Origin of the sequence: Kribbella shirazensis (genome assembly GCF_011761605.1) — a bacterium.
Classification (GTDB): domain Bacteria; phylum Actinomycetota; class Actinomycetes; order Propionibacteriales; family Kribbellaceae; genus Kribbella; species Kribbella shirazensis.
Map to the genome: position 1 here is coordinate 8,221,899 of NZ_JAASRO010000001.1, position 16,842 is coordinate 8,238,740.

The window sequence follows — 16,842 nt, forward strand, 5'->3', positions numbered from 1 at the left end:
CAGAAGGCAAGCCGGTCGCGTTCGAGGGCGCGCGGCTCTAACCTCTGATCAGGAGGGTGGGCCTGTGGCGGGTGGCGCGGAGTACGGGATACGGGGTCGGCGAGCAGAGCTGGCGCAGCTGGACGGGTTGGTTGCCGACATACGCACGAACGAGGGTCGAGTACTGCTTATTCGCGGTGAGCCCGGAATCGGCAAGTCCGTTCTGCTGGATCATCTCGCCGCGAACGCCGACGGCTGCCGGGTGGCCCGAGCATCCGGTGTCGAATCGGAGATGGAGCTACCCTTCGCCGGTCTGCACCAACTGTGCGCACCGATGCTGGACCTGGTGGAGCGTCTGCCTCCCGTACAGCGTGAAGCGCTCGAGGTCGCCTTCGGCCTGCGGGCCGGCGCGCCACCGGACAGATTCGTGGTCGGCGCGGCCACGTTGACGCTCCTGTCGGAAGCCTCCGCCGGCCAACCGTTGCTCTGTGTCGTCGACGACGGGCAATGGCTCGATCAGGCCTCCGCCCAGGCGCTGACCTTTGCCGGCCGGCGCCTGTTCGCCGACCGCATCGGACTCGTCTTCGCAGTGCGCGATCCGCTGACCGGACCGGAGTGGCGTGGGCTTGCCGAGCTGCCGATCGGTGGCCTCGCCGACCACGATGCGAAGGCGCTGCTGACCGCGGCGATCCCGGGCCGGATCGACGAGCATGTGCGCGACCGGATCGTGGCCGAGACACGCGGCAATCCGCTCGCGCTGCTCGAGCTCCCGCGAGGCCTGAGCACGGCGGAGCTGGCCGGTGGGTTCGAGCAGCCTGACGTTCGGCCGCTGGCGAGTCAGATCGAGCAGCACTTCCACCGGCGCGTGCAGTCGCTGCCACCACAGACCCAGCGGCTGTTGCTGACGGCCGCGGCGGACTCCGTCGGCGATCTGCTGCTCCTGCGTCGCGCGTTGACGCATCTCGACGTACCGATGAGCGCGGCCCACCCGGCCGAGGAGGCGGGACTCATCGACCTCGGTGCGCCGGTTCGGTTCCGGCATCCGCTGGTGCGGTCGGCGACCTACCGGTCCGCGACGCCCGCGGACCGCAGGGCCGTGCATCGGGCCCTCGCCGACGCGACCGATCCGGCGGTGGACCCCGACCGGCGCGCGTGGCACCGGGCGAACGGGGCGCTCGAACCTGACGAGGAGATCGCCGAGGACCTGATCGCGTCCGCGGACCGCGCGAGCCGGCGCGGAGGGCTCGCGGCGATGGCCGCCTTCCTGCGGCGCGCGACCGAGCTGACGCCGGACCCCGCGAAGCGCGCCGACCGAGCTCTCGCCGCCGCCCAGGCCTCGTTCCACGCCGGCGCCTTCGAGACGACGCTGAAGCTCCTCGTCACCGCCGACGAGGATTCTGCGGACGAGCTGCGGCGCGCCCGCGCGGATCTGGTCCGGGCCCGGGTCGCGTTCGCCACCGGTCACGGCATGGACGCGCCCCGGATGCTGCTCGACACCGCCGACCGGCTGGAACCACTCGACCCCGCCCTGGCCCGGGACACCTACCTCGACGCCATCACCGCCGCGATGTTCGCCGGCCGCTTCGGCGCCGGCGCCGGTCTGCCCGTCGTCGCCCGCGCGGCCCGCGCGGCGCCGAGTCCCGCTGTCCGCGGCGAGCGGGACCTGCTGCTGGACACCTTGGCCCGGCTCTTCACCGACGACTATCCGGCCGCCGTCCCACTGGCCAGAGACGTGATGGCAGCCTTCTCCGAGACCGACGACGCACGGAACGCGCACGACCTGCGCTGGATCTGGCTCGCGACGCTGCTGGCCATCGACCTGTGGGACGACGAGAGCTGGGACGTCCTGACGGCCAAGCATGTTCGGATCGCTCGTGGGGCCGGCGATCTGACCGAGATTCCATCCGTCCTCGGTACGCGTGTCATCCTCCAGATGTTCGCCGGCGAGTTCACGGTGGCCGAGTCGGTGATTCGGGAGATCGAGACGATCTGGGAGGCGACCGGTCTCACCCCCACGCCGTACCAGGCTGTCACCCTGGCCGCCTGGCGTGGCCAGGTGGAGCGGACCGAGCAACTCGTGGGGGCGAGTCTGGACGGGGCCGAAATCCGCGGTGAAGGCGGTGCGGTCACCTCCCATCAATGGGCACGCGCCGTGCTCCTGAACAGTCGCGGCAGATACCAGGACGCGCTGGCCGCGGCGCAGGTCGCGACCGAGTACCCCGTCGAGCTCGGCGTCGCGAACTGGGCGCTGCCGGAACTCGTCGAAGCCGCCGTCTACAGCGGCCGGCCCGATGCCGCGGCCGAGGCCATGGAGCGGCTGACCATGATGGCCGAGGCCAGCGGTACGCCGTGGGCGCTCGGAGTCCTCGCCCGGGCCCGCGCACTGCTGTCCACCGACGCCACGGCCAAGCGGTACTACCGGGAGGCCATCGAGTACCTGAGCCGAACGCGGATCCGGATGGACCTCGCCCGCGCACATCTGGTGTACGGCGAGTGGCTGCGGCGGGAAGGGCCACGTCAGGAAGCGCGCGAGCAACTGCGCACGGCGTACGAGCTGTTCTCCGCGGCGGGTGCCGACGGGTTCGCCGAGCGCGCGCGCCACGAACTGGCGGCCGCGGGTGAAGTCGTCCACGAACCCACGCGCCAGGCGAACAGTAGCCTGACCGCTCAGGAGGCCCGCATCGCCGAACTCGCCGGAGCAGGCCTGACCAACGCGGACATCGGCGCCCAGATGTTCCTCAGCCGGCACACCGTCGAGTGGCATCTCCGCAAGGTCTTCACGAAGCTCGGCATCCGCTCACGCCGACAGCTCCAGGTCCTGCTCGACAACCACAACGCGTAGCCGCGGGCGAGCAAGCCGCGCACTCCGTGGTCGGAAGTGACCACGTGGTGCGCGTGCACCACGTGCCGCAGCCACGAGTATCAGGGCCCTACTCGCCGGACACCGCGGATCTCAGCGACGACCCGGCGACTCGCGTCGAGCACCACGACGCTGTGGAAGCGGCGAACACCCGGCAGGTGGTCAGTCGCGCTCGGAGGCGACTCAGAAGCGACCGCGACGTGATCGGCAGTCCGGAGTCACACGAGCGCTTCGTGCAGGCATTCCTCGGTGCCGCACGAAGCGGTGATCTCGCCACCCTCGAGCAGGTGCTGGCCGAGGACCTGGCCAGCTGATGAGTGCCGCTGTCACACGCATCCGTGCAGTGCGGTCTTTGACGATGTGGGCCACCCCGCAGGAATCCGTTGGAGGAACCATGAGGCGAACCGTCACCGCCGCCGCGATCGTCATCTCCCTGGCCGCCACCGCGGCCTGTGGGCCTGCGGGCTTCGAAGGTTCGGATACCGCCACGCGCGGGCCGATCACGATCTGGTATTCGAACAACGCCGAAGAAGTGGCCTGGGGCAAGCAGATGGTCGCGGCGTGGAACGCCGAGCACGCCGATCAGCAGGTCACCGCGCAGGAGATCCCGACCGGGAAGTCGTCGGAGGAGGTGATCGGTGCGGCGATCACGGCGGGGAACGCGCCGTGCCTGATCTTCAACACCTCGCCGGCGTCGGTGTCGCAGTTCCAGAAGCAGGGTGGTTTGGTGCCGCTGGACGGCTTCACTGACGGGAGGTCGTACGTCGAGGACCGATCGGGGGAGGTCGCGGGGCAGTACAAGTCGGCTGACGGCAAGTACTACCAGCTGCCATGGAAGTCGAACCCGGTGATGATCTTCTACAACAAGAAAGCGTTTGCGAAGGCAGGCATCGCAAATCCGTCGTTGACGACGTACGACGAGTTCCTGGCGGCGTCACGCAAGGTGGTGGCCGCGAAGGCCGCGAAGTTCGCGATCTACCCGGCGCCGAGCAACGAGTTCTACCAGTCCTGGTTCGACTTCTACCCATTGTTCGCGGCCGAGACCGGCGGCCGGCAGTTGGTGGCCGACGGCAAGGCGACCTTCGCCTCCGACGAGGGCAGGAAGGTCGCGCAGTTCTGGCGGACGATGTACGCCGAGAAGCTCGCCTCGCCGGAGAAGTACACCGGTGACGCGTTCGTCGACGGTACGGCGGCGATGGCCGTGGTCGGTCCGTGGGCCATCGCGACGTACAAGGGCAAGGCCGACTGGGGCGTCGTACCGGTGCCGACGTCGGCGGGCAGGCCGGCGTCGGAGATCCACACGTTCAGTGACGCGAAGAACGTCGCGATGTACTCGGCGTGCCAGAACCGCGGAACGGCCTGGGACGTGCTGAAGTTCGCCACCAGCAAGGAACAGGACGGAAAGTTCCTGGCCGCGACCGGGCAGATGCCGCTGCGCAAGGACGTCGCGTCCACGTATGCCGACTACTTCGCGAAGAACCCGGAGTACAAGACCTTCGCCGACCAGGCCTCGCGGACCGTCGAGGTGCCGAACGTGCCGAACTCGATCACGATCTGGCAGACCTTCCGCGACGCCTACTCGAGGTCCGTGATCTTCGGACAGCAGGATCCCGGTGGGGCGCTCGACGGCGCCGCGCAGAAGATCGACCAACTCGCGTCCCAGCCATGACCGTCACCACCCGGGCAACCGTGCCCCGCGCCGACCCGCATCCCACCGGACGCCACCTGCGCCCAGGGGGCCGCAACAAAACGCTCGATCGGCTCGTCGGGCGGCAACCGATCGGAATCGCCCTCGCCGCCCCGTACGTCGTTTTCCTGGCCGCCGTCTTCGCCTACCCCTTGGGTTTCGCCGTCTACATCTCCTTCCACGACTACTTCTTCGCGGCGCCCGGGGCGATCGTCGAGCGGCCGTTCGCCGGGTTCGACAACTACGCGACGGTGTTGTCGGACCCTGCGGTACGGCGGGCTTTCGGAAACGTCCTGATCTTCCTGGTGATCAACGTTCCGCTGACCGTCGTCCTGTCGCTGCTCCTCGCGAACGCGCTGAACGCGGCGATCCGCTGGCGGACGTTCTTCCGCGTCTCCTACTACGTCCCGTACGTCACGGCATCCGTCGCGGTCGTCGGAGTATGGCTGTTCCTGTTCAACTCCAACGGTCTGGTCAACTCCGTCCTCGGTCCGCTCGCACCCGATCCGTCGTGGTTGGTCAACTCGTCCCTTGCGATGCCGACCGTTGCTGTCTACGTGACCTGGAAACAGCTCGGGTTCTTCATCCTGCTGTACCTGGCCGCGCTGCAGAACGTGTCGAAGGACCTCTACGAGGCTGCCTCGATGGACGGCGCCGGGCGGTGGAAGTCCTTCCTCAACGTGACCGTCCCCGGTGTGCGGCCGGCGACCACTCTGGTGGTGCTCGTTGCCACGGTCACCGGCGCGAACTTGTTCACCGAGCCGTATCTGTTGACCGGAGGCGGCGGGCCGGACGGAGCATCGGCTTCCCCCGTACTGATCATGTACCAGCGCGGGATCGAGCAGGGGAACCCGGACATCGGTTCCGCGATCGGGGTGCTGCTGGTCGTTGGCGTCCTGCTGCTCGCATTGATCGAACGCCGCTTCGTCGGCCGCGAGGAGGACTGATGAAACTCAAGTTCGTCGCGCTGCTGCTCGGCGCCTTCGTGTTCCTGTTCCCCTTCTACTACATGCTGATCGGGTCACTGCAGGCCGAGCCGGATCCGTCCGTTTCCGGAGCATTTCCGTCGGCCGGAAACCTGACACTGCACAACTACAGCGAGATCAACTCGGCCATCGATCTCGGCCGGTCGCTGATCAACTCCGGGATCTTCACCGGCGGCGTGATCCTCGGAACGCTGGTGTTCGGGGTGCTCGCCGGGTACGCGCTGGCGCGGTTGCAGTTCCGCGGCCGCGGGCTGGTGTTCAACCTGATGCTGCTGATCCAGGTCGTGCCGTTCCAGCTGCTGACGATTCCGCTGTACGTGCTGATCGTGCGCAGCTACGGACTGGCCGACTCGTACCTCGGCATGATCCTGCCGTTCCTGATCAACTCCACCGCAGTGTTCGTCTTCCGGCAGTACTTCCTGCAGTTGCCGGCGGAGTTGTTCGACGCGGCCCGGATCGACGGCGCGTCGGAGCTCGGCATCCTCTGGCGGGTCGCCGTACCCCTGGTCCGGCCGGCGTTGCTGACCGGCGTGCTGCTCACGTTCATCGGGCCGTGGAACGAGTTCCTGTGGCCGTTCCTGATCACCAAGCAGCAGGACCTGCAGCCGCTGGCGGTCTCGCTGTCGAACTACCTGACCACCGTGTCGGCACGGGCCGCGAACCCGTTCGGCGCCGTGCTCGCAGGCGCCTGCGTACTCGCCGCACCCGCGGTGACCCTGTTCATCGTCTTCCAGCGTCAGTTCATCTCCCAGGGCCTCGAGTCCGGAATCAAAGGTTGATCACCATGACCGTCCCGTACACCCTGACCCGTATCGGCGTCCTGATGAGCCCTGAGCCAGGTAACTCCCTGGAGATCGAAGGAGTCCTCAACCCTGCCAGCGGACGGACGCCGGACGGCACGCTCTACCTCCTCCCGCGGCTGGTGGCCGCAGGCAACGTTTCTCGGGTCGGTCTGGCCTGGGTGGAACTGAAGGACGGTGTGCCTGTCGGCGTCGGACGTGAAGGCGTCGTGCTGGCACCGGACGAAGGCTGGGAGCGCGGCAAGAACAACGCCGGCGTCGAGGACCCTCGGGTCACCTTCGTACCGTCGCTGGGACTGCACGTGATGACGTACGTCGCCTACGGACCGCTCGGGCCGAAACCGGCGCTCGCGATCTCCCCGAACCTGCGCGAGTGGCGGCGGCTCGGTCCGCTGCACTTCGAGTACCAGCCGCTGCTGGACACCGATCTCAACCTGTTTCCGAACAAGGACACCGTTTTCTTCCCGCAGCCCGTGCCCGGTCCGGACGGCGAGCCGTCGTACGCGATGCTGCATCGCCCGATGTGGGACCTCGGGTGGTTCCGCGAAGGCGAAGGCGTGCACCTGCCGACCGGGGTCACGGACGACCGTCCAGGGATCTGGGTGTCGTTCACGCCGGTCGCCGCTGTCGAGCGCGACGTGCGCAACCTGGCGCATCTGCGGCATCATCGGCTCGTCGCGATGCCGGAGTACCCCTTCGAGGAACTGAAGATCGGCGCCGGACCACCACCCCTGTGGACACCTGAGGGATGGCTGGTGATCCATCACGGCGTCACGGGCGAGCAGACACACGGCTTCGACCCGACCACGCAGCGGGTCACCTACTCCGCCGGTGCGCTGCTCCTCGACCTGAACGACGTCACCAAGGTCGTCGACCGGACGACCGAGCCGCTGCTGGCGCCGGAGACCGACGACGAGCGGATCGGAACCGTCGCGAACGTGGTCTTTCCGACGGCGATCGAGGAGATCGACGACATCCACTACGTGTTCTACGGAATGGCCGACGCCAAGATCGGCGTGGCACGACTGGAGAAGGTGTGATCCATGCGAGACCTCGGCACGCTGATCAAGGCGTACGACATCCGCGGTACGGTCCCGGACCAGCTCGACGACGAGCTCGCCTTCCAGGTCGGTGCTGCCTTCGCCCACCATCTCGGTGCCGACCTCGTCGCCGTCGGGCACGACATGCGGGTGTCCTCGCCGTCGTTGGCCGAGGCGTTCTCCGCCGGCGTGGCCGGCCGAGGGGCCGACGTACTCTCGATCGGCTTCGTCTCGACCGACCTGCTGTACTTCGCGTCGGGCGTCGGAGACATTCCCGGAGCGATGATCACCGCCAGCCACAACCCGCCGGCGTACAACGGCATCAAGCTGTGCCGCCCCGGAGCCGCGCCGGTCGGGCAGGACACCGGGCTGCGAGAGATCAGGACCCTGCTCGAGACCGGCCTGCCCGCGTACGACGGCGAGACCGGCCAGATCCGGCACCAGGACCTGCTTCCGCCGTACGCCGCCCACCTCCGCCGCCTGGTCGACCTGACCGGCAGCCGGCGCCTGAAGATCGTGGTCGATGCCGGCAACGGCATGGCCGGTCGGACGGCGCCCGTGGCGCTTCGGCATCCCGCCTTCGAGATCGTCCCGCTGTACTTCGAGCTCGACGGGACGTTCCCGCATCACGAAGCCAACCCGATGAACCCGGCGAACCTCGACGACCTGCGCCTCGCGGTCCGGCGTCACGGCGCGGACATCGGTCTCGCCTTCGACGGCGACGCCGATCGCTGCTTCTTCGTCGACGAACAAGGCGCAGCGGTCTCCCCCAGCTCCGTCGTCAGCCTAATAGCGACCCGGGAACTGGACCGGCACCCCGGATCCGCCATCGTCTACAACGCCATCACGAGCAAGGCTGTCGCCGAGGAGGTCACCGAGCACGGCGGCCGGCCGATCCGCACCCGCGTCGGGCACTCGTTCATCAAACAGGTGATGGCGGACAACGACGCCGTCTTCGGCGGGGAGCATTCCGGTCACTACTACTTCCGTGACTTCTGGAACGCCGACAGCGGCATGCTCGCCGCACTCCACGTCCTGGAAGCGCTCGGACAAGCGGACGAGCCGCTGTCGGAGCTGATGCACGGGTTCTCGAGGTACGTCGCCAGCGGTGAGATCAATCTGGCCCACGAGGACATCCGGGCAGCGCTGGAGCTCGTTCAGGCGCGGTACAGCGACCAGGGCGCGACCACGGACCATCTCGACGGACTCACCGTCACGTTGCCTGGCGGCGCGTGGTTCAACCTGCGGCCCTCGAACACCGAGCCGTTGCTCCGGCTCAACGTCGAAGGAACCGACCACGAGTCGATGGCGCACCTCCGTGACGACGTTCTCGGTCTGCTCGGATCAGGCGAGAGGCCGCGCCGGGAAGCCGGCGCGGCCTCGTAGGGCCTAGGTGATCGTCGACCGCCCGAACAGTTCCCGAGCCGCCCGCCCGATGATCATCGGGGCTTGGAAGCGCGGCGGTCGCGACGTTCTTCGAGTTCCTCGGCGCCGACCGGAGTCAGCACCGGCTGCCCGGCCGTTCCCAGCAGCGTGACGACGTACGACGTCTCGGCATCCGGCAGGTTGTTGGCTCCGCTGTAATGAATCAGGTCACCACCCGGCTCCCAGAACGCCTCGCCGGCCTTGACGACGCGTTCCGGCTCGCCTTCCAGCTCGATGATCACCTCGCCGCTGAGCACGTATCCGAAGGCCGGGCCCGGATGGCGGTGCGGCGGAGATCCCGCGCTGCCGGGCGGCAACGTGATCAGCACCGTGCGCACCTCGAGATCGGCAGGCACCGGCGGATTCGCCACCGACGCCAGCATCTCCACTGTCGGCTGAACTGATGCCTCGGCACTGTCATGCATGACTGACCCCTTGTGTTCGTCGGTAGTTGCTCCTGCTCTACCGACCAGCGAGCGCAGCTCCGTGTGACACACGATCGCGCTCGAAATCACTGCGATTCCACCTGCAGCCGCTCGGCAACCGCTGGCGCGCCGGCGCCTCGCACCCGAACGACGACCTGGTCCGCCACATCCCCGATCCCGACTACACGGACCCGGCGATCCAGCCGCAGCTCTGGCCGCGCGATTGATAACCGGACCATGGTCCGCTAACGTCAGGCGCATGGAGACCTCCGCGGGACTGGCCCGCATCAACGAGCTCGGCCGCCGGGATCACTTCCTGGCGGTCGCCGTCACCCAGCGCCGCTCCGGCGAGCCGGCCGCGTCGGTGGTGAACGCCGGCGTCGTCGACCACCCGGTGACCGGCGCACCGGTCGTCGCGTTCGTCGCCCGCGGACGCACCGCGAAGCTCGCCCATCTGCGGCGGGTCCCGCGCGCGACCTTGGTGTTCCGCGCGCAGTGGGAGTGGATCGGGGTGAGCGGATCGGTCGAGCTGGCAGGTCCGGACGATCCGCTGGCGGGGATCGACGCGGAGCGGTTGCGGGTGCTGCTGCGCGACATCTACCACGCAGCGGGCGGCGTACATCCGGATCTGGATGCGTACGACGCGGAGATGGTGGCTGATCGTCGTACGGCGGTGCTGATCGCGCCGGAGCACTTCACCGGCAACCCGGCCGGCGCCGACCACCAGGAGGACGAGTGAACGTCGCGCCCGGGACGATCCAGGTGTGGTCGGATCTGCTGTGTCCGTTCGCCCATGTGGCGCTCCATCGGCTGCGGGCGGTGCGCGCCGAGCTCGGGGTGGACGTGCGGCTGGATCATCACACGTTCGCGCTGGAGTTGTTCAACGGCCCGCATTCGCGGCCGGGGACGGACAGTGAGGCGGTCGGGCTGGGGCAGGTGGCGCCGGAGGCCGGGTTCCGGCTGTGGGGCAAGCCCGACTGGACCTATCCGTCGACTGTTCTCCTGGCGGCCGAGGCGGTGCATGCCGCGAAAGCGCAGGGGCTGCAGGCGTCGGAGGATCTCGATGCCGCGCTGCGCCGGGCGTTCTGGTTCGACTCGCGGCCGATCGGTCACCGCCAGACGATCCTGGAGGTCGCCGCCGAGGTCGAGTCGCTCGACAGCACCGAACTCGCGGTCGCGCTGGACGACGGCCGCGCACGTTCTGCCGTCATGAACGACCACGCCGTCGCCGTCACCGACGCCGTCCAGGGCAGCCCGCACCTCTTCCTCCCTGACGGCACCGCCGCCCACAATCCCGGCATCGACGTGCGCTGGGAAGGCCCGTGGGCCTCCGGCTACCCCATTGCCAAGAGCAACGATCCCGACTGGCCAGAAAAGTTGCTTCGGAGCGCGATCAGGTAATTTGCACGAGGCTTGCCCAGGCCAGGTGTTCCCAGGTGTCGCAGGCCTCGTGGGCGTAGCGGCCTGGGTCCTCGGTCGGGGAGATCGGGGCGTGCGTGACGATGCGCTCGTCCACGTCGCCGCCCAGGGCGCGGAGGTTCTCCGCGAGGGCGTGGGCGTGGTACGACGGCTGGCCGGGGATGATCGTGTCGGCGGCGGACCAGACGAGGCGTACTGCGGTCCCGGCAAGCGCGGCGGCGTACGAGATGGGGCTCCGGCGCGTGTACTCGTGGGGTAGTTCGGACGGAGCCCCGCCGACCTCTTCCCGGATCGTCTCGTCGGCCCCCAGGAGCGCGTCGCTCGTGCGGCCGTCGCGGATGTCGTCGTGCCACCGCGCAAGGTCGACGACCGGATTCACAGCCCACACCGCCGCGACATCGTCGGCATGCTGCGCCGCCAGCACCAGAGCTTCCTGACCACCCATCGACAGCCCGCCGACGACCACGACGTCCGTCCGGAAGCGATCGCAGACCTCCCGCACGATCTCCCACGTCGCATCCAGATGGTCCTGCCAGGCCAACGAGATCCCGCTGAGCACCCGGCCGTGACTGCGCGGAGCGACGACGATCTGACCAGCAGCCTCGGCCGGACCGAGCGCACCGTCGAGCGGCCTGATCAGCAACTCACCGGCCGGCTCACCGAACAGGACCGCCTCAGGCGTGAAGCCGAAGGGATGGAACAGCACCGTCACACCGCGGACCGGACCGTCAGGCACGGCCATCAGGTACTCGCGCTCCATCCCGGACCGATCGCGTCGAGCGATGCGATGAACGCCGGCACCTTCCATGTCTTCCCTCCAGGGCGTCGGGGCGGTCGTGACTGTCGGGAATCGCCAGTGGGATCGCCGGTAAGCGTAATCCAGGCGGTTCCCGCGAATTTCCGCCGTTCCGCGTCATGGATCCGGAGGTGGAGCGTCTCAGGGCGTACACGTTGCCCGCCGGCCAGGTGGGTGACCACGATCGGTAGTCAAAACGGGGACCCGCCATGTTGATCGACAAGCTGCGCAAACCACCGCCCATCAGGACCGCTCCGGAGCCGGAACCAGAGCCGGCGCGAGGGCGGCACCGCCTGAACCGGCCGGGCCACGACGCAGTCTTCCGACCCCTGCTGCAGGCACTGGCCGGCGGATCGGACCCGATACCGCACGCGGCCGCGGCAGGACGCAGGCTGGCCGAGCGCGAGGTCCCGCTGACAGCGGCTCTCGACGTACTGCGAACGACGTACCGGACCGTTGGCGAAGACCCGTCGTTCGAGGCGATCAGGACGTTGTGCCAGAGCTGGACCGAGTGCACGCTCACGTACCTGCACTCGTCGTCGTGCGAGGACCCCGGCACCGGCCTCGCCACCACGCCGCACCTGCGGACCCGGCTGGCCGAGCTCTACCGGATCGCCGAGCGTCAGGGTTGGTACCTCCCCGACACCCACACCCTGGTGATCACCGAACCGGTGGCCGCGCACCCGTGCGACTCGCAGCTCGCCAACCTCGGTGGCGCGATCCGGACCGTGTTCCGCGACCCGGAGGTGATCGCCCGCCTGGGCGCCGGCCGGGTCGCCACCATCGTCCGTGCGGACGACCACTTCACCGAGCACCTCGGCACACTGCGCTCGATGATCGGCTACTGGCCGGAGAACGGCGAGCCGGGTACGGCGGGAACGCCGCGCACGAAGATCTGGTCCGAACGCCTCCCGACCCTGTCGGACTGGTCGGACAGCTTCGTGAACGACCTCGCCGTGACCTGACGCCGTGACCTGATGCGGGCCCGGCTCAGCCGACGACCCGGGCGTAGAACGCGCGGGCGTCCGGGGTGCGGCCGGTGCCGAGCACTCTCAGGGCCTCTGCCAGATCCGGATAGTCGTGCTCGAGCAGGCGCGCGGCGCCGTCGAGCTCGGCCGCCGACGCCACCGCCCTGAGCAACTCCTGGATCGTCGTCACGGGATCCCCGGTCGATCGGCTCCCTCCGGTGTCGCCGCCGACGACGGACTGGAGTTGCCCAACCTGATCGCGCTCCGCGGTGACCATCGACAGCGTGGAACGTTCGGCGGCGCGGACGTCGGCGAACCGCCGCTGCTGCTCGTCCGGCGGCAGCGTTTCCCAGGCCGGGTCCCCGACCATCGCCTCCAGGTGCAGCAGCCTGGCGAGCACCGCCGGGCTGCTGATCTTCGACCGATGCCCGGACATCAACTGCGACAACATCGGCGCCGAGAGACCCAGTACCCCGGCAAGCTGGGCCTGCGACAGGCCGAGTCTCGCCAGCAGCCGTCCGAACCGGTCGCCGAGCGGCTCGCCGTACCACTCGATCTGCCGTTCGACGTTGCGGGTGTGCGCGTCCGCCACAAGTCCTCCGAGGCTTTGCGGTTGCAAATATCAAATGCAAACGCTAGGGTCGTCATCGTTCCGATCTGCAAACACTGGAGTAGCCAATGATACGCCGCGCCGCTGCACTGTTGGCCCTGGCCGCCCTCGCCTTCGTGTTTCCAATTGCAAACGCCGCCGCGAACCCGTACTCGCCGGTGATGGTCGTGCTGGACTCGTCCGGGTCGATGAAGGCCCGTGACGCCGGCGGCACCGGCACCCGGATGGACGCCGCCAAGCGCGCCGTCGCCACGATGGTCGACGGGCTCCCCGCCGAGGCCCAGGTCGGGCTCACGATCTACGGCGCGGGCACCGGTTCGGCCGGGTCCGAGAAGGCGGCCGGCTGCCGGGACGTCCAGGTGGTCCAGCCGGTCGGCGCCGTGAACAAGCCGGCACTGAAGGCCGCAGTCGCCCGTGCGCAGGCTCGTGGCTACACGCCGATCGGCCAGTCCCTGCGGATCGCCGCGGCGCAACTGCCGAAGGAGGGCCAGCGCTCGATCGTGCTGGTCTCCGACGGCGAGGACACCTGCGCCCCGCCGCAGCCGTGCGAGGTCGCCAAGGAGCTGCACCGGCAGGGCGTCGACCTGCACGTCCACACCATCGGCTTCAAGGTCGGCGCCGCCGCCCGCGCACAGCTCGCCTGCATCGCCCAGACCACCGGCGGCACCTACCACGACGCCGAGGACGCCGGCACGCTGACCGGCGTACTCGGCCGGGTCACCGAACGGGCCCTGCGGCACTACGAGCCCGTCGGCAAGCCGGTGACGGGGACCAACGACCCGACCACGGCGCCGACGGTCGCCCCCGGCCAGTACATCGACACCCTGAACTCGCAGGAGGAGCGCTTCTACGCGGTCGACCTGAAGGAAGGCGAGACGCTGTACTTCGCCGCGACCGTGGTCTTCCCGCGCGGCAACGTCCGCGAGGTCGAGGCGCTGGACATCCGCATCACCGGGCCGGGTGCGGCCGACTGCAACAAGCGCGAGCGGGAGCTGCACACCCGCGCCAAGACCGACGGCGGCAGCCTGAGCACGGTACTGCGGTGGGACGAGCTGGCGAACGGCCAGGGTAACCGCACCTGCGACGAGCCCGGCCGCTACGTCCTTCGGATCACCCGCGACAACAAGGGCACGGACCGCGTGCCGGTCGAGCTGCTGGTACGGGTCGAGCCGCCGGTCATCGGCGGGCAGGGCGAGCCGGCTGCCGCCGCGAAGGTCGAGTTCGCCAACGAGCCGGCGGGTGCCGGGCAGCCGGTGCGTGGCGGCGGCTCCTTCAACGAGGCGACCACCCTGCCGGGGCCGGGCCGGTACGGCGAAACCGTGTACTACGGCGAGCAGCTGTTCTACCGGGTGAAGCTGGACTGGGGCCAGGGTCTGGCCTACCGGGTCACCTACGCCGGGGTGCCGGACGGGGAGATCGTCAACGTGGCGACGGCCCTGTACAACCCGGTCCGCGACGAGATCGGCAGCTCCACCACCGCCTACACCGGGGAAACGAAGACGCTGCCGACCAACGGCAAGCCGATCGCCACCACCCGGGTGATGTACCTGAACCGCGAGGGCAACTCCACCGACGTGCGGAAGATGGCCGTCGACGGCTGGTACTACATCATGGTCAAGCTCGGCGCGGACGCAAGTGCGGGTGGCGTACCGGTCAAGATCGACGTGGCGGTCGCGGGGACGAAGGTCAGCGGACCCGAGTACGGCGCCTCCGGCACGACGACCAGCCCGACCCCCACGGCCGAGCCGACGGAGAGCGAGACGCCCGCCGGTTCCCCCACCTCGTCGCCGGACAACGGCTCCGGGACCGCCACCGGACCGATCGACGGCCGGGCGTCCGAGGACTCCAGCTCGGTCCTGCCCTGGGTGATCGGTGGCGCCGCCGTACTGCTCGCGGTGGCCGGTGTCGCGATCGCGCTCATCCTGCGCGGCCGCCGACCGCAGGGCCCGGGCGCGCCGGGTGCGGGTTGGTCTAACTGACCTTCGTCCACACGTACGACGCCCCTTGCTGACGGCACTCCACCCGGGTGCCGTCAGCTGCCGTCTCGACCGCCCCGGCCAGCTGCCATCCACACGGCTGCCCGACGCGGATCGCCGGATCGGCCGAACGGGTCACGGGCGTCGCACTGTTCGATGCACTGGTGGTCGGGCCTGTCGTGGTCGGTCCGACCGTGCCGTTCGGCGACGTGGAGGTCTTCGACGGCGGCGGATCGCCGAACGGACCGAGATCGGCCAGCAGTGCGGCGATCCCACCGCCGACGACCGGCACGAGCGCGAGCACCGCCACAACCACCGCCGTACGCCGCCTCCCCCGCGGATCCCGGCCCGCTGCGTCGCCCTGCTGCTCGTCCGTGCGAACGCCGTCCTCGGGTCCTCGCGGGGCCGCGTCGTCCAGCGTCAGCGTCGGCCGAGGGGGTGCGTACGGCGAGTCGTCGGGGAGGGGCGGGAGGTGGTCGAAGACCTCGATGACCTCGCCGTCGGGGGTCCTGGCCGGTACTTCGAGGGGCTCGGCCAACGTCGGGGCGAGGGCGGCGAGCGCGGCGCGTGCGGACTTCGGACGGGCGGCTGGATCGGTCTGCGTCAGGTCGGCGACGAGGCTCCAGATCGGAGCGGTGGTGTCCGGCGGCGCCGGCAGGTCTCCGCGTTCGGGAGGTTCGGCGCCGGTGAGGAGTTGCCAGGCGGTGACGCCGGCGGCGTACAGGTCCTGCTTCGGGGAGGGTGCGGCGCCTTTGAAGGCTTCGGGCGCCAGGTAGCCCGGCGTGCCGACGACCGTGCCGTGGACGGTCAGTCTGGGCTCGCCCAGGGCGATCGCGATGCCGAAGTCCGTGAGTCGCAGGATCGGCCGTGCCGTGCCGGTCGCTTCCAGGAGCAGGTTCGCGGGCTTGACGTCACGGTGCAGGACGCCTGCCGTGTGGATCTGGTCGAGCGCACCGAGCAGCTGGCTCAGCAGCTCGGCGACGAGTCGCGGCGGGAGCGGGCCGAAGTCCGCCACCAGGTTGGCCACCGAGCCGCCGCCGACAAGGTCCATCGCGAGCAGCGCCATGTCGTCGTCCGCGGCCCAGCCGTACGGCGTCAGCACGTTCGGGTGATCGAGCCGCCGGCCCTGCTCACGCACGAACCGCAGCAGTGCACCGGCGTCGCGCTGCCGCAGTACCTTGGCCGCGCACAGTCGCTCCTGCCGCCGGTCCCACGCCCGCCACACCGTCCCGGCTCCACCGACCCCGATCGGATCGAGCAGCTCGAACCGCCCGGCGAACACATCCGCCACCCCGTGGACCTCCTAGTACGTCGCGACTGGACGCACACGGTAATCCATCAGGACCCCACTCGGCCCGCTTGATCGAGAACCGCCGGTAGTTGCTCGCAATACCGAGGAACTCCTCGTCCTCGCCCCGACCGGTCTCCGTCATCCCGAGCGACGTCAGGATGCGCACCGATGCCCGGTTGGCGTCCACCGCCTCGGCCCGGATCTCCTCGAGCCCCAGTTCGTGGAATCCCCAGTCGAGCCCGAGTCGCGCCACGATCCCGCCGAGACCACGTCCCCAGCGGTCGGACGGGCCGATGACATAGCCCAGTTCACGCCGATCCGGGTCAGCACCCGCCAGGTCGACGTACCCGACGACCTCAGCGCCGACGACTGCCGCACGCCGAAGGTGATCCGGCTTCGGCTCCTCGATCAGCGCGCGCCAATGAGCCGCGAGGGTCGCCGCGGGCCGGTCCACCGTCCAACCGGCATGCTCACAGAAGGTCCGATCGCGACCCCAGGACACGAAGGTCGGTAGATCCGGCAGCTCGAGCGGTCGAAGAAGCACCCGCGCCAGTCAACCGGATGCCGGCGCCGATTTCGA

Annotated in this window: 15 protein-coding genes and 1 pseudogene; 11 read left to right on the forward strand and 5 right to left on the reverse strand. The window is 69.3% G+C overall.

The genetic code is table 11. The features are described from left to right. Nucleotides 1-64: 64 nt before the first annotated feature. The 7 genes from BJY22_RS43215 (at nt 65) to BJY22_RS39220 (ending at nt 8,738) form a co-directional block, all read left to right on the forward strand. Nucleotides 65-2,821 carry an AAA family ATPase gene (locus tag BJY22_RS43215; protein ID WP_167217118.1) on the forward strand — a complete coding sequence of 919 codons (2,757 nt, stop codon included), beginning with the start codon at nt 65-67 and terminating at the stop codon, nt 2,819-2,821. Between the two features lie 44 nt (nt 2,822-2,865). Next, nucleotides 2,866-3,153, forward strand: coding sequence for a hypothetical protein (locus BJY22_RS39195; RefSeq protein ID WP_167217120.1), 288 nt, complete (start codon nt 2,866-2,868; stop codon nt 3,151-3,153). 80 nt (nt 3,154-3,233) lie between these two features. Further along, nucleotides 3,234-4,508: an extracellular solute-binding protein gene (locus tag BJY22_RS39200; RefSeq protein WP_167217122.1), complete on the forward strand. Its 1,275-nt coding sequence runs from the start codon at nt 3,234-3,236 to the stop codon at nt 4,506-4,508. After that, nucleotides 4,505-5,473 (forward strand): carbohydrate ABC transporter permease, encoded by a 969-nt coding sequence (locus tag BJY22_RS39205; RefSeq protein WP_238350582.1) that lies wholly within the window; start codon nt 4,505-4,507, stop codon nt 5,471-5,473. Before BJY22_RS39200 ends, BJY22_RS39205 begins: the two co-directional genes overlap by 4 nt. Further along, nucleotides 5,473-6,291, forward strand: coding sequence for a carbohydrate ABC transporter permease (locus BJY22_RS39210; RefSeq protein ID WP_167217125.1), 819 nt, complete (start codon nt 5,473-5,475; stop codon nt 6,289-6,291). Before BJY22_RS39205 ends, BJY22_RS39210 begins: the two co-directional genes overlap by 1 nt. Nucleotides 6,292-6,296: 5 nt before the next feature. Then, nucleotides 6,297-7,352, forward strand: coding sequence for a glycoside hydrolase family 130 protein (locus BJY22_RS39215; protein ID WP_167217127.1), 1,056 nt, complete (start codon nt 6,297-6,299; stop codon nt 7,350-7,352). Between the two features lie 3 nt (nt 7,353-7,355). Further along, a complete protein-coding gene (locus tag BJY22_RS39220) occupies nt 7,356-8,738 on the forward strand; it encodes a phosphomannomutase/phosphoglucomutase (protein ID WP_167217129.1) in 1,383 nt (460 codons plus the stop codon). Between the two features lie 53 nt (nt 8,739-8,791). Here the strand turns inward: BJY22_RS39220 and BJY22_RS39225 are convergent, their stop codons facing one another. Beyond that, nucleotides 8,792-9,202, reverse strand: a complete 411-nt coding sequence (locus BJY22_RS39225; protein ID WP_167217131.1) for a cupin domain-containing protein — start codon at nt 9,200-9,202, stop codon at nt 8,792-8,794. A gap of 259 nt (nt 9,203-9,461) precedes the next feature. Here BJY22_RS39225 and BJY22_RS39230 point away from each other — a divergent pair, with 259 nt between their 5' ends. Beyond that, nucleotides 9,462-9,941 (forward strand): pyridoxamine 5'-phosphate oxidase family protein, encoded by a 480-nt coding sequence (locus BJY22_RS39230; protein ID WP_202891464.1) that lies wholly within the window; start codon nt 9,462-9,464, stop codon nt 9,939-9,941. Continuing rightward, nucleotides 9,938-10,603 (forward strand): DsbA family protein, encoded by a 666-nt coding sequence (locus tag BJY22_RS39235; protein ID WP_167217133.1) that lies wholly within the window; start codon nt 9,938-9,940, stop codon nt 10,601-10,603. The genes BJY22_RS39230 and BJY22_RS39235 overlap by 4 nt, the downstream gene beginning before the upstream one ends. Here BJY22_RS39235 and BJY22_RS39240 read toward each other — a convergent pair. Next, on the reverse strand, nt 10,596-11,381 hold the full coding sequence (locus BJY22_RS39240) for a prolyl oligopeptidase family serine peptidase (RefSeq protein WP_167217135.1): 786 nt from the start codon (nt 11,379-11,381) through the stop codon (nt 10,596-10,598). The two genes, BJY22_RS39235 and BJY22_RS39240, sit on opposite strands and share 8 nt — an antisense overlap. 245 nt (nt 11,382-11,626) lie before the next feature. Between BJY22_RS39240 and BJY22_RS39245 the strand changes: the two genes are divergently transcribed. After that, nucleotides 11,627-12,382: a hypothetical protein gene (locus BJY22_RS39245; protein WP_167217137.1), complete on the forward strand. Its 756-nt coding sequence runs from the start codon at nt 11,627-11,629 to the stop codon at nt 12,380-12,382. 25 nt (nt 12,383-12,407) lie between these two features. On the opposite strand, the gene BJY22_RS39250 is transcribed toward BJY22_RS39245, so the two are convergent. Then, nucleotides 12,408-12,977 (reverse strand): helix-turn-helix domain-containing protein, encoded by a 570-nt coding sequence (locus BJY22_RS39250; RefSeq protein WP_167217139.1) that lies wholly within the window; start codon nt 12,975-12,977, stop codon nt 12,408-12,410. A gap of 134 nt (nt 12,978-13,111) precedes the next feature. Between BJY22_RS39250 and BJY22_RS39255 the strand changes: the two genes are divergently transcribed. Further along, the gene (locus BJY22_RS39255; RefSeq protein WP_337759804.1) at nt 13,112-14,974 is read left to right on the forward strand and encodes a vWA domain-containing protein; all 1,863 of its coding nucleotides are present in this window, start codon (nt 13,112-13,114) and stop codon (nt 14,972-14,974) included. On the opposite strand, the gene BJY22_RS39260 is transcribed toward BJY22_RS39255, so the two are convergent. Continuing rightward, on the reverse strand, nt 14,967-16,262 hold the full coding sequence (locus BJY22_RS39260) for a protein kinase domain-containing protein (protein WP_167217143.1): 1,296 nt from the start codon (nt 16,260-16,262) through the stop codon (nt 14,967-14,969). The two genes, BJY22_RS39255 and BJY22_RS39260, sit on opposite strands and share 8 nt — an antisense overlap. 148 nt (nt 16,263-16,410) lie before the next feature. After that, nucleotides 16,411-16,806: pseudogene (locus BJY22_RS43375) on the reverse strand (GNAT family N-acetyltransferase); the annotation flags it as partial. Nucleotides 16,807-16,842 lie beyond the last annotated feature (36 nt).